This is a genomic window from Ekhidna sp. (genome assembly GCF_039940915.1).
In the GTDB taxonomy this organism is placed as follows: Bacteria; Bacteroidota; Bacteroidia; order Cytophagales; family Cyclobacteriaceae; genus Ekhidna.
This window is the reverse complement of the sequence record NZ_JBDVFO010000003.1, coordinates 377,543-390,595: the sequence shown is the minus strand read 5'-3', so window position 1 is coordinate 390,595 and position 13,053 is coordinate 377,543. Positions and strand designations below refer to the sequence as shown.

Below are 13,053 nucleotides of genomic sequence, written 5' to 3'. Positions count from 1 at the left end.
TCCTAAATGGATGACAAACCTATTCCGATGGTTTTGCAGAGAAGATCTTTGCGAAGCAATTGAAGGAGACCTACTGGTTGGATACGCTCAGCGTAGAGCGCATACATCCAGCACTCGTGCCAATCTCTGGTACTTAATAAGTGTACTTTCATTTTTTCAACCGTTTGCCATCCGCAAAGGGAAACTAAATCCATTCGCAAACTCCTCCAATATGTTTATCAACCATTTCAAAATCGGATTTCGCATTATGCGAAGACATCTCACGTACTCGTCCATCAATATCATTGGACTAGCCATCGGGCTTTCAGCGGTGATTCTTATAGCGCTATTCATAAAGGACGAGCTTTCTTATGATCGTTTCCACACCAAAGGAGAAGATATTATCCGGCTTTCCTATCAATTGGGAACACCAAACTCTACACGAAGGGCTGCAAAGCTTCCTTTCCCGATAAAGGCTGTTTTAGAAGCTGATTACCCAGAGGTAACCAAAGTAGCACGATTTTACTACTGGGGTGGAGATACTCCTCTGCTTTCATACGATAACAAAAAGTACACCGAAGAGGGCGTCTATTTTGCCGAGACTGATGTCTTCAATCTCTTTGATTTTGAGTTTCTGGCAGGGAATCCAAAATCTGCGCTAGAGGATCCAAGAAGTATTGTATTGACAGAAAAAATGGTAAAAAAATACTTCGGAAATGAAGATCCTATGGGAAAGGTGATGCGATACAAAAACGAGGATGATCTGATAGTAACAGGCGTCATGAAAGATGTTCCTGATAATTCACACATCACCTTTGATATACTTTTACCCATCGAGTTGCAGCGTCAACGATGGATGGGTTGGGGCAAATACACCTATGATCTCGAAAAGGATTGGAACTGGGCTGCTGCATGGATTTATGCATACATCCCGCCGCAAACTGATCGAGATGCTTTTGAAAAGAAAATTCAAGCAATAGCAGATGAATATCTAAACACTGATAAGCAAGAAGGTTTCTCTCTTGAAATACAACCTTTGTATGATATCCATCTAAAATCCAATAAGTCTACGGAGGCTAGAGCCAATGGGAGTATGACTCAGATTTATGCTTTTGCCGCCGTTGCAGTACTCATCCTATTTATCGCGTGCATCAATTTCATTAATCTAACCTCCGCCCAGGCAAATGAACGATTGAAGGAGCTTGGCTTGAGAAAAATTATGGGTGCTGCTAAGCATCAGTTGGTCTCTCAATTTCTCACTGAAGCATTTATTTTAATTTCCATTGCATCAACACTGGCCCTCATCATTTCATGGTCCACCCTTCCATTCTTCAATGAGTTTATGAATAAGTCCTTATCTATCAACTATAATGATGCGCCCTTCATAGCGAGTGCCATCGGTATTGCACTGGGAATTGCCATGTTATCCATTTTAAAACCTTCACTTTCGGTTATTCGGGTCAATGCTGTACAAAAGTTTGATCTTAATAAATCGAAGCAGCGCTTTAACCGGATGATGATTATCGGACAGTTTGTAGTTTGCAACCTCCTATTTATCGGAATTTTGATTGTGAACGACCAGTTGGATTTCCTTAGAAACAAAGACTTAGGATTCGACAAAGACGAGATGGTAATCTTGCGACACGGAAGAAATTTATCTCAGGATCAATACGAAGTTTTTGAAAATGAAATACAATCGATCCCAGCTGTACGGAACATCCACCGTGGGTATATCGCCGGGACTTCTGCTTACACCAATACATTTAAGATTGTGGGCAGTGACGATGAAGAAACTTATTTGCTTGGCATTAAGTGGATTGGTGATGGCTTCATAGACATGTTTAACCTGGATGTAATCCATGGAAGAGCCTTGGATAGAAACATCTCCAGTGATATTGAATCAGGCATTTTGATCAATGCCTCAGCTGCAAAAGCACTGGGTTGGACCTTAAACGAAAGCATCGGTAAAACCTTAAGTTTTCTTCCAGGTGGTAATAGCGTACCTCAAAATATTAAGGTGGTTGGTATTCTCGCTGATGCCAACTTTGAAAGTCTGTACAATCCTGTGATCCCAAGTGTTTTTCGCATGATGCAAAATAATGTTGGAAGTGAGGTGAGTTTGAAATTAGCGAACACTGATGATCTACTCAAAACGTTCGATCATATTGAATCTGCATGGGAGCTAGCCATTCCGGATTGGCCATTTGAAATTGCCTTTCTAGACGAGAAAATTCAGGATCAGTACCTTAAGGAAGAGCGACTGGCTAGTGCGACCCGCTACTTTACCCTATTAGCCATTTTCATCGCTTGCTCGGGTTTATTTGGCTTAGCTTCTTTTTCCGTTCAGCAGCGCACTAAAGAAATTGGAGTGCGCAAGGTACTTGGAGCGTCTATCCGATCCATCTTCATTTTGATAAGCAATCGTTTCCTATTACTCATTGGGATATCATTTATCCTTTCAATCCCAGCAGGATATTATTTAGCTGATCAATGGCTTCAGGACTTTGCCTATCGCATCAATATAGGACCAATTGTATTCGTTGTGGCTGGTATCACATCGCTTATAATGGTACTCATTGCGGTAGGCAGCCAGTCATTGAAAGCAGCAAATGCCAATCCCGTGGAAACATTGAAATACGAGTAAGAAGCTAGTTTCTTACTCGTTTGAGTTGCTCCTGATATTCCTTCAGCCTTGGATCATCCTGAGAGCTAGCAATCTCAACGCTTTTTTTCAGATTGCTTTTTGCTAGTTTTTTGTTTCCTTTTCCATGGTAGGCTAAGCCGCGTCCAGCGTGCATCTCAGCGGTATATTCCTCCTCCGAATATGCTTCAATACCCCGATTGAAAAAGGAAATTGCTTTGTCATAAGATCCATACTTCAAGTAGAACTGTGCCAGCCTGTTTTGCCAATAGGCATTGGCATACCTCCTGGTGGAAAGTACATCTTCAAACTCGGTCATAAACAGGTCAAATGACTCAAACTTATCCCTTTTCCAAGCCAGCCAAATCAGGCTGTTTTTCGTAGATGCATCTATTTCGGTGGAAAACCCAAATCGCCCACCACGTTCTTTGAAATATTGTCTGAGGTAAGGCATTCCTCCTTTATCATAAAATTCATCCATGGAGCTAAAGACTAAAGAGCTGTAATTGTGATAGAAAAATTTCAAACCGTGATATAGCGAAGTGTAGGTCAGAGATTCATGAACTTCTTCATTGAAGAGTTGATATTTCCAATTTAGATTCTCCAAATCACTTGACGCTAAGACTTCTGCTGCCTCATCTGTATCACTAATTGAGTAGATGTCTTTCTTTGAGCCCCCAATGAAGAAAAATCGTTCTTCTTGAAGCTCCAGCGATCCAAGCAAGTCTTCATTGATATAGGCTCCATTTGAAGCGATGGCACAGTCAAAGGGGCTGTTTTCTCTTAAGACAAGCTCACTCGCCAGAAAACCACTATTTTCCCAACCAAAAACAATCCTTTGATCAGAAGCTCTAAATGATTCATTGACAAACGGCACCAATTCAGATTCAATAAATGCGATGAGGTTGTCCCATTGGTTAAACAATTTCGAACGATAGGGTCTATCCACCATATTGATCCCCACTACAATCATTTTAGGCATAAATCTGTCACCACGCAGCGATTCCTGAATCGTCACTCCATTGGTGAAAAACCATTGACCGTCCAGTATGTATAGTGTGGGATAGTCTTCCTCTACCTCGTCATAGGCATTTGGGAGATAGACTTGCAACTTGATCTGCTGAGTCAGGCTCTCGGAATAAATATCGTACGTTTTGCCAACGACAATATCCTCTTGGGCAAAGAGGTTGCCAAATAGCAAAAACAGGCAAATTGTAAATAGTGTCTTGTACATTTTGTTGAATTTGGTCCAATATCAAACTATTTAATTCAAATAAGATTCCGTAAATTGAAATTAACAGCTCATTAACAAACGTATGAACCCACATAAAAGAGTTAAACCATTCATTTTCGGCATTTTGCTGATCCTTTTTGCAGGATGCCAATCAAGCTCAGCTGAGCCTGCGATCGAAGAGTGGAAACAGGAAATAATGCAGGCAGAAACAGATTTTGCACAGATGGCAGCTCAAGATGGAATTTCGAATGCATTCAGAGCCTACGCTGCAGAAGAAGTCGCGCTTAAGAGAAGAAATAAATTGGTGATTGGAAAAAAAGCACTTTTTGAAGAGTATGATGACTTAGGAGTGAATCCTGATGTTTCACTTACGTGGGCACCAGATTTTATTGACGTCTCGCAATCTGGAGATATGGCGTACACTTACGGAAAATACGTGTTTTCAAAGAGAGACTCGCTTGGAACTATGCAAAGCAATACGGGAGTTTTCCATACAGTATGGAAACGTCAAGAAGATGGTTCTTGGAAATTTGTATGGGACTAATCTCTTAAAATCTACTCTGCCAAAACTTCAGGTAATGATCCTCATATCGATAAGGATTGTTTTCTTGGACAAGTGCGTTGTATTCTCGCGCAATACGGATGATATCATCCTCCTCATTGCGATAACCTAGAATTCTATCTTTGATTTTATCAGCTAGCTTAGGATAATCGCTGACCAATTTTGCAGCTTTTTTTTCGAATTTTCCTAAATAGAAGCTATCATCCAACTGGCTCTCTTTGTAAATAGCAAATGCAGAAGAAATATTATCTCTGGTGATTGGTGAGGTATAATATTCACGATAAATACTAATAGGGCCTTCTTCATACACAATCATGAAATCGCCTTCGATGGCATTTCCTACCATTGGGTTTTTAAAAAGGTATCCGTCAAAAACGATGTATACTAAATTCTCTTTTTCATATCGATCGAAATCCATATCCTCCAATGCCGTCTTCTTATCTATTAAAGTGGCCAGCCCGCTGTAAGACCAATTGATTTCAACTGCTCCACCATCCTGATATACGAGCAACACAGGATAAGAAGTGTAATACGTATAGCTGGCATCAACTTCCCAAAAAGTATTATCGTTGATACTCTGAGCTTTATCTAAGTAAGGTCGTTCTGTGAAGAATGCGCTCCACTCTTCTGAGTCAAGCAAGTTCTGCGAATTGCAATAGGTCAAAACGAAAAAACCAATGCCGAATGTAAGTACCCGTTTCATTCAGTTAAATTATGATCTATTGGACGTTTTTCAAACACATTTCCTACCTGTACACATTTTGCATACTGATTTAGTCCGTTTGCAAGCCCAATAAGCGAAACGTTTCTTATTTTACATAACATGAATCACAGGCACTTATTTCTGCTCTCTTTTATCTTATTGTGTGCTTGCTCCTCTGATTTTGATAATGAATGGAAACGTGAACCATATGAGGGCGCACATTTCAACAAACTTGTAGTAGTTGGCCTCTCGCACGAGGTTGATCAACGAAAATTTTATGAGAAAGAGGCCGTCACTCAATTGGAGAAGTCCGGTTTCCATGCCATTGAGGGCATTGAAATTTTCCCTCAAGAAGTGACCGAGCTAGATCATAACCAAGATAGTATCTCAAACCTCATTGTTGTCAACAAAGTAGATGCTGTACTGGTGATCAAAATATTGCATGAAAACGATGAAACGTACATGATGCCTGAAGACTATAACAGATTCAAGAAGATGTATTTCAGGAGAAGGTCTTTTCATACCTACAACTCGAATTACTACGAACGACCGGAAAAGTATTTCATGATAGCAACGCTTTATGATCTAAAGGAGAAACATGAAGAAAACGAGGAAACGGTGATCTGGCGAGCATCTAGCCTCATTCATAATCCCGCAGAAAACATGGAAACCAAAAAGAAATTTATCGACGATGTAGTCGAGCACATCACCAATCAGCATTTGATTGAATAACTATTCTAAAAAGCCGCTGCAAATGGCATTTACATGGGCACTATCCATTCTCCCATAAGGGTGAACAAGTCTAGGCTAAACTCAAATGGCACTAATAACTTCTTTCAGACCGCTGTATGTCCAAGGTTTATCAACAAAACGATCGATGAGTTTTTGCTCTATTGCCTCACTTACTTCTCCTTCTGCTGCGTAACCTGAAATCATTACTTTTTTGGGAGCAACCGTGACTTGCATTTCCTCCAACTCTCGTAAAAACTCGACACCTGACATGATCGGCATGCGCTGATCTGTAAACACATATTCTACATCGTGGCTCTTTAGATACTCGAGTGCTTCCTCAGGGTAAGTAGTGGTGAAAACTTCAAAATCCTTTTTAAACATTTCCTTGAAAAGAAGAAGATTGATCTCTTCATCATCTAGATATATTACCGCTGGCTTACTCTCACTCATATGTTTCTAAATAGATATGTCGTTATGGAACAAATTTAATTGAATAATGATCTAGTTCGTAAAACAACAAATTGATTTCGATGAATTAACCGCGTCTACTGAGCAATAGTTCTTTCAAGTTCTGATAAGACCATGGCTTACTCACAAAACTGTCGATCAATTTTGTTTCAAGCGCTGCATCTACTTCACCTTCCTGTGTAAAACCAGATATAATTACTTTCATCGAGTTATCTGAAACTCCCAGTTCTTTTAATTCCTTCAAATACTCTACGCCTGTCATTATTGGCATCAGCTGATCTGTAAGAATATAATCCAGGTTATGGCCTTTCACATACTCTATGGCATCATCGGGTGACGTGGTGGTGAAAATTTCAAAATCTTTTTTAAACATTTCCCGAAAGAGAATAAGGTTGATTTCCTCATCGTCCAAATAAATAAGAGATGGTTTTGTTTCGCTCATTTTAGCTCGCTAAAGGTAGTTTAATTATAAATTCTGTTCCCTGATCAATTTGAGAGTTTACCGCAATGGTGCCTCCGTGACGTTCAACGATCCCATATGTAATGGATAGCCCCAGACCCGTCCCAGCTCCTACTTTTTTGGTAGTAAAAAAAGGATCAAAAATCTTTTGTATATCATCTTCAGACATACCAACCCCATTATCCGTGATTTTCACCTCAGCCCTTTTACCGTCGAATGACGTTTCGATATCAATTTTTCCTTCCTTTCCTTTTGGTGCTACCGCATCAATAGAATTACTAATGATATTTAGGAAAGCTTGACTCAGTTGGCCTTTATAGCCATCTACTTCCATGTGCTGATCAGATAACTTCCTGTTGATACTAATGGCGTCCTTATGTCTACTATTGAGTAGTAGCAAGGCGACATCAATGTCACTATGAATATCGATTTTTGTCTTTTGCTCTGTCTCAGACCGTGAAAAGATTCGCAATCCTTTTACAATCTCAGTGGTACGCTCTGCTCCTACCTTTATGCTATTGATCATTTGATCAATGACACCTTGTGCGCCATCATAGTCAACTTCCTCTCGATCTTTCACCAACTTCTCAATGGACTTTTTCAAGTCCTTATCATCTTGTTTTAATTCGGTCACTTGAGAAATTACCGGTCTTATTTCAGTGAATTTATCACTCAGAACATGAATACCAGAATAGACAAAGTTGATCGCATTATTAATTTCATGCGCTATGCCTGCGGTAAGTGTACCAAGGGACGCCATTTTTTCTGACTGCACCAGTTGAGATTGAGTTTCCTGAAGTTCGTCGAGTAAGTGAGCAAGATCTTCTTTTTGCTCTGCTAGCTTCCTGGCTGCTCGCTTCCTGGCCCGATATGCCGTAAAGATGAGAAATGAAAGCCCTACCAAAACCACAAGAAATAATACAAGAAATACCAGTGCGCTCTGCTGCGAATTGACCACATTGGACATTTCATTCAAACGCTCTTCCCTTTGCGCTATTTCATCATTTTGCTCAGCTATCCTTTTTGATTGTTCATCCAGCGTTCTGTTTCCTTCTGCTACATTTTCTTTTTGCTGATCAATTTCATCACCCAGCGTAAGGAGTTCTGCTTCTCGCAAGTCCAATGTTTGGGTTAAATCAATCAGCCTTTTCTCTGACTCTGCGAATTCCGCAGACAGGCTATCCAGAACTTCTCCTTGCCTCTTTATTTGATTCTGTCTTAAAGCAATTTCTAAATCACGTTCTTGGATAAGAGATTGTTGTTGGCGGTAAATTCCCACTGCAGCCGCCACGTCAAAACTCATTGAATCAAATCTGGCCTTTAGCTGAAGTGCTCTAAGCTCCATTGACCTAATGGAATCACGTGCCTGCTTAAATATTTTTGCCAAATCTACTTCGCTACCTCCTAGCTCTCGCATACCTGGTTTGACTTCCAGATTTTGATATACAATGTTTGCTCGGTTGTACTCAAATGTCAACTCTCCTGTATTAGATGATAAAAAATTGATCATCACATCACGTTGCTTATCAAAATGATCCGAGATGAAAAGAATTGATTTACCGCTTATCTGATCTAGTAAGGAAGGAATGGTTGGATTATATCGATTAGTCACAAAAATTACATCGGCATCTTGTGGTATGATCACGTAGCTTGTAAAACTAACCTCTACGGATCTGCCTGCTAATACTTCCTTCTGGCTGGTAGCTCTAAAATGATCTTTCAGTCCATTATCCGTGGTAATTATGTGAATTTTGAAAGGTGTTTCTTTCTCTGGCCACTCGATATTCTTGATAAAAGAATATGTATAGGTAACCATCTGCTTCTGACGATCAGTCTGAGCCTCAACGAAATGACATAACAAAAACGTTATATAAAATAATATTATCCCTTTTATATACTGCATTATAGGACTGGTGACAGCAGGAAATATAGGTATTTTAAATGGGTTCATACAAGCAATTAGATAAGTCTTGGGGTTGAATAGACGAATAGCTAATTAATTAAGAAGTATATTTTACTAAAAATATTAGTAATTTTATCGCATGATTAACTCCTTCATTTTACACTTGGACTTGGACACCTTTTTTGTATCTGTGGAGCGGTTACGAGACAGCCGATTGAAAGGAAAGCCCATCCTCATTGGAGGTTCCGGTGATCGAGGTGTAGTTGCCGCTTGTAGCTATGAGGCGAGAAAATTTGGCATCCATTCAGCCATGCCTATGCGGCTGGCAATGCAGCTTTGCTCGGAAGCAATCGTGATAAAAGGCAGCCATACGGATTACACTAAGTTTTCCATGGACGTATCAGAGATCATTCGGGAAAAAGTTCCTGTCTTTGAAAAAACATCTATCGATGAGTTCTATGCCGATCTGACCGGAATGGATCGTTTCTTCGGATGCTATAAAATGGCTACTGAACTCAGAGATAAGGTGATCGCGGAAACAAGTCTCCCTATTTCCTTCGGACTTTCTATCAATAAAACAGTATCGAAAGTTGCAACAGGAGAAGCCAAGCCCAACAACAAAATCTGGGTCCAATCCGGACTTGAAAAATCCTTTCTGGCACCTCTATCTGTAAAGAAAATCCCTATGATTGGGAACAAAACCCAGCAAACTTTAAGAGGACTCGGTGTACGGAAAGTACACACATTGCAGGAAATGCCAAAGGACATGCTCGTGCAAATCTTTGGAAAAAATGGTGCCGTCATGTGGGAAAAAGCAAACGGCATAGATCACTCCCCTGTCATCCCATATTCAGAGCGAAAATCCATCTCGACCGAGCAAACATTCAATAAGGATACTACTGACATTACTCGTCTAAAAAATATCATATTGGCAATGACCGAGCACCTGGCATATCAACTGCGGCAGGAAAGTAAATTAACTGCGTGTGTTGCTGTCAAAGTTCGTTATTCTGATTTCAATACTTATACACAGCAGATACGAATCCCTTATACTTCAGCCGATCACATTTTAATTCCCAAAGTGATTTCGCTATTTGAAAAACTTTATGATAGACGACTCCTAGTCAGGCTAATAGGCGTAAGATTTAGCAGCCTGGTACACGGCAATTACCAAATCAATCTATTTGAGGATTCTGGTGAAGTCATCAATCTATATCAGGAAATGGACTGGCTCAGGCATAAGCACGGCGATCGATCCATTGTCCGTGCTAAAGCATTGGGTATGAATGCCATTCGCACATTCAATCCTTTCAAGGGTGATACAAGGATATCAAAAGCAAAATGAGATGTATCTCAATACGCACACATACTACAGTTTCAAGTACGGCACGCTATCTGAAGAAGAACTACTCGCCACTGCTCAACAATGCGGAATTGGATCACTGGCACTCACAGACATCAACTCCACCGCCGGCAGTCTGAATTTTGTTCGATTAGCTACCAAATTTGATATCCAACCTATTTTGGGTATCGATTTTAGAAATGGAGCACAGCAAAAGTTTATCGGGATAGCTAAAAACAACCAAGGCTTTCAAGAACTGAACGAATACCTTTCCGAGCATCTGCATAAGAAAAAAGAATTCCCTGAGTGTGCTCCAAAATTTAAGAATGCTTTCACAATCTATCCCTTCCATTTTTCATTCAACAAGAAACTTCGCAAAAACGAACGCTTAGGTATCCGCCCACGAGACATCATAAAACTGTCGCTGACTAAATGGGTAAATCACCTGGACAAGTTGGTGATTCTACAAACAGTTTCATTCAAAGGTGGTGAAGACAATAAGGTTCAATTCAACATGCATCGGCTACTCCGTAGCATCGACAACAACATGCTGCTCAGCAGATTACCCAAAACAGAAGAAGGTGACGCCAATGATGTGATGCATCCTGTTGGAAAACTGTTTGAAGCCTATAAAAACTATCCGGAAATAATTCTCAACACAAAAAAATTACTTGAGCAATGTTCCATCAAATTCCAATTCAACGATCCGCTTAATCATCAAAACTTAAAAATATATGCCGGATCAGAAGAAGAAGACATTCAGATGATCGCCAGGCTTTGCCATGAGGGGTTGCCATACAGGTATGGAGAAAATCCCAAGTCACAGATTATCGATCGGTTGAACATGGAGCTTCAAATGATCCAGTCAAAGGGGTTTGTATCCTATTTCCTAATCAACTGGGATATCTTAAAGTATGCGCGAAAAAAAGGATACTATTATGTAGGTCGTGGAAGTGGTGCCAATAGCATTGTAGCTTATCTACTGCGAATTACAGATGTTGATCCGGTTGAGTTAGATCTCTACTTTGAGCGGTTTATTAATCTTTTCAGACAAAACCCGCCTGATTTCGATATTGATTTTTCCTGGAAGGACCGAGATGATATTACCAGATACATATTTGAGCGGTTTGGTGAGAATGGGCAGGTATCCCTCTTAGCAACATATAGCACATTTCAGAGTCGTGCAATTATTCGCGAATTGGGCAAAGTCTTTGGTTTACCCCCACACGAAATTGAAAAAGTCGGGCAAGCTGAAGAGAAAGACCTGGATCATATCGGGCGTCTGATTCGAAGATATGGTGCAAGGCTAACAAACTTCCCCAGTCACCTAAGCATTCATGCAGGAGGAATCCTCATTGCAGATCGGCCCATTCACTATTTTACCGCTACTTCACTTCCTCCCAAAGGATACCCCGTCACTCATTTCGATATGATTATCGCAGAAGATGTGGGGCTCTTCAAATTCGACATTCTGAGTCAACGAGGATTAGGGAAAATCAGAGACTGCATAGAAGTGATCAAGCAAAACTGTCCTGATGATCCCGAAGTAGACATCCATAACTTCAAAGTGTTTAAAAACGACGCTAAGCTGAACAATAAGCTGCAAAATGCGGATGCCATCGGGTGCTTCTACATCGAGTCGCCGGCCATGCGGATGCTCATGAAAAAACTACAGGTAAATGAATACCTGGGGTTAGTAGCGGCCAGTTCTATCATCCGTCCAGGGGTTGCCAAGTCTGGCATGATGCGTGAGTATATCTTACGATATCGCTACCCTGATCGCCGAAAAGATGCTCATCCCATATTGCAAGATATCATGCCTGACACCTATGGTGTGATGGTCTATCAAGAGGATGTAATCAAAGTAGCACACCTATTTGCCAAGCTTGATCTTGGCGAAGCAGACATGCTGCGAAGAGGGATGTCTGGTAAATACCGCTCCAGAGATGAGTTTTTAAAAGTAAAGGATAAGTTTTTTCAAAATTGCAAAGATATGGGCCATTCTTACGAGCTCTCCGCAGACATCTGGCGACAGATTGAAAGTTTTGCTGGTTACGCATTTGCGAAAGGTCACTCTGCATCCTATGCCGTAGAAAGCTACCAGGCACTATACCTAAAAACATATTACCCCCTGGAATATATGGTAGCTGTGATTAATAATGGGGGTGGTTTTTATCGTACCGAATTTTACGTACACGAAGCACGTATGTACGGTGCTGAAATAGAAGCTCCTTGTGTCAATAATAGCGAAGGGCTGGCAGTAATTTTTGGAAAGACCATTTATTTGGGATTAGGTATGGTGAAAGACTTAAACCATGTCACCATTGAAATGATTATTGCAGAGAGAGAAAAAAATGGAAAATTCCTGGACTTAGATGATTTCACAAATCGAATAGCTGTATCACTAGAACAAATCAAGCTGCTGGTGCGAATAGGTGCACTGCGGGATTTTGGTGAAAAGAAAGATATTTTGTGGCAAGTACATTTCACAATGGGAGCTGGCGTGAGTCGTGCAAAAAATGGGCTGTTCAAAGTGCCAATTAAACAATGGACGCTTCCTCCTCTTCATCATGATAAGCGAGAAGATGCACTGGACGAAATGGATCTACTTGGCTTCCCTCTTTGCTCACCATTTGACTTGGTTGAAGAAGGAAGAAAAGGCATTTTATCGGAAGAATTAGCCAATCACATAAATCGACGTGTAGAAATGCTCGGTTATCTGGTGACCATCAAAAACACAGGCACATCGAATGGCAAACGTATGTGCTTTGGAACATTCATTGACCTGAAAGGGCAGTTCATTGATACAGTACACTTCCCCCCTTCAGCTGCACGATATCCGTTTAGAGGCAGAGGTGTTTACAAGCTTACAGGCAAGGTGGTGGAAGAATTTGAATTTCACAGCCTAGAGGTAGATAAAATGGAAAAGATCAATTACGTAAATTTAGAAGACGAATCGAAAGAGATGATCCGTGCAGTTGCCAGGTAACATTCATTTTAGAAAAAATCATTACCGATGTTTAATGTTA

The 13,053-nt window shown here is 40.5% G+C and carries 10 protein-coding genes; 5 read left to right on the top strand and 5 right to left on the bottom strand.

Annotated features, from left to right (window positions below; translation table 11 throughout):
• Positions 1 to 10 precede the first annotated feature (10 nt).
• Positions 11 to 2,623 (top strand): ABC transporter permease, encoded by a 2,613-nt coding sequence (locus ABJF57_RS16675; protein ID WP_462232469.1) that lies wholly within the window; start codon positions 11 to 13, stop codon positions 2,621 to 2,623.
• Positions 2,624 to 2,627: 4 nt separating this feature from the next.
• On the opposite strand, the gene ABJF57_RS16670 is transcribed toward ABJF57_RS16675, so the two are convergent.
• A complete protein-coding gene (locus tag ABJF57_RS16670; protein ID WP_462232468.1) occupies positions 2,628 to 3,854 on the bottom strand; it encodes an alpha/beta hydrolase-fold protein in 1,227 nt (408 codons plus the stop codon).
• A gap of 82 nt (positions 3,855 to 3,936) precedes the next feature.
• Between ABJF57_RS16670 and ABJF57_RS16665 the strand changes: the two genes are divergently transcribed.
• Positions 3,937 to 4,398, top strand: a complete 462-nt coding sequence (locus tag ABJF57_RS16665) for a YybH family protein (protein ID WP_462232467.1) — start codon at positions 3,937 to 3,939, stop codon at positions 4,396 to 4,398.
• A gap of 4 nt (positions 4,399 to 4,402) precedes the next feature.
• On the opposite strand, the gene ABJF57_RS16660 is transcribed toward ABJF57_RS16665, so the two are convergent.
• Complete coding sequence (locus ABJF57_RS16660; protein ID WP_462232466.1) at positions 4,403 to 5,119, bottom strand: hypothetical protein; 717 nt, start codon at positions 5,117 to 5,119, stop codon at positions 4,403 to 4,405.
• Positions 5,120 to 5,239: 120 nt separating this feature from the next.
• On the opposite strand from ABJF57_RS16660, the gene ABJF57_RS16655 reads away from it, so the two are divergent.
• Positions 5,240 to 5,851 carry a hypothetical protein gene (locus ABJF57_RS16655; RefSeq protein ID WP_462232465.1) on the top strand — a complete coding sequence of 204 codons (612 nt, stop codon included), beginning with the start codon at positions 5,240 to 5,242 and terminating at the stop codon, positions 5,849 to 5,851.
• 81 nt (positions 5,852 to 5,932) lie between these two features.
• On the opposite strand, the gene ABJF57_RS16650 is transcribed toward ABJF57_RS16655, so the two are convergent.
• From ABJF57_RS16650 to ABJF57_RS16640, 3 genes are all read right to left on the bottom strand, one after another.
• Entirely contained in the window at positions 5,933 to 6,301 is a 369-nt protein-coding gene (locus tag ABJF57_RS16650) for a response regulator (protein WP_462232464.1), read from the bottom strand.
• Between the two features lie 85 nt (positions 6,302 to 6,386).
• On the bottom strand, positions 6,387 to 6,761 hold the full coding sequence (locus ABJF57_RS16645) for a response regulator (protein WP_462232463.1): 375 nt from the start codon (positions 6,759 to 6,761) through the stop codon (positions 6,387 to 6,389).
• Between the two features lies 1 nt (position 6,762).
• On the bottom strand, positions 6,763 to 8,595 hold the full coding sequence (locus ABJF57_RS16640; RefSeq protein WP_462232462.1) for a YfiR/HmsC family protein: 1,833 nt from the start codon (positions 8,593 to 8,595) through the stop codon (positions 6,763 to 6,765).
• 226 nt (positions 8,596 to 8,821) lie between these two features.
• Here ABJF57_RS16640 and dinB point away from each other — a divergent pair, with 226 nt between their 5' ends.
• Both dinB and ABJF57_RS16630 read left to right on the top strand, forming a co-directional pair.
• Positions 8,822 to 10,027, top strand: a complete 1,206-nt coding sequence (gene dinB / locus ABJF57_RS16635) for a DNA polymerase IV (protein ID WP_462232461.1) — start codon at positions 8,822 to 8,824, stop codon at positions 10,025 to 10,027.
• Positions 9,969 to 13,013: a DNA polymerase III subunit alpha gene (locus tag ABJF57_RS16630; protein ID WP_462232460.1), complete on the top strand. Its 3,045-nt coding sequence runs from the start codon at positions 9,969 to 9,971 to the stop codon at positions 13,011 to 13,013. Before dinB ends, ABJF57_RS16630 begins: the two co-directional genes overlap by 59 nt.
• Positions 13,014 to 13,053: the final 40 nt, after the last annotated feature.

Excerpts from the sequence above, each read along its gene's own strand:
- ABJF57_RS16640 (WP_462232462.1), bottom strand. The coding sequence starts at position 8,595 with ATGGTTACCTATACATATTCTTTTATCAAGAATATCGAGTGGCCAGAG.
- ABJF57_RS16650 (WP_462232464.1), bottom strand. The coding sequence starts at position 6,301 with ATGAGTGAGAGTAAGCCAGCGGTAATATATCTAGATGATGAAGAGATC.
- ABJF57_RS16655 (WP_462232465.1), top strand. The coding sequence starts at position 5,240 with ATGAATCACAGGCACTTATTTCTGCTCTCTTTTATCTTATTGTGTGCT.
- ABJF57_RS16660 (WP_462232466.1), bottom strand. The coding sequence starts at position 5,119 with ATGAAACGGGTACTTACATTCGGCATTGGTTTTTTCGTTTTGACCTAT.
- ABJF57_RS16675 (WP_462232469.1), top strand. The coding sequence starts at position 11 with ATGACAAACCTATTCCGATGGTTTTGCAGAGAAGATCTTTGCGAAGCA.
- ABJF57_RS16670 (WP_462232468.1), bottom strand. The coding sequence starts at position 3,854 with ATGTACAAGACACTATTTACAATTTGCCTGTTTTTGCTATTTGGCAAC.
- ABJF57_RS16665 (WP_462232467.1), top strand. The coding sequence starts at position 3,937 with ATGAACCCACATAAAAGAGTTAAACCATTCATTTTCGGCATTTTGCTG.
- dinB (WP_462232461.1), top strand. The coding sequence starts at position 8,822 with ATGATTAACTCCTTCATTTTACACTTGGACTTGGACACCTTTTTTGTA.
- ABJF57_RS16630 (WP_462232460.1), top strand. The coding sequence starts at position 9,969 with ATGCCATTCGCACATTCAATCCTTTCAAGGGTGATACAAGGATATCAA.
- ABJF57_RS16645 (WP_462232463.1), bottom strand. The coding sequence starts at position 6,761 with ATGAGCGAAACAAAACCATCTCTTATTTATTTGGACGATGAGGAAATC.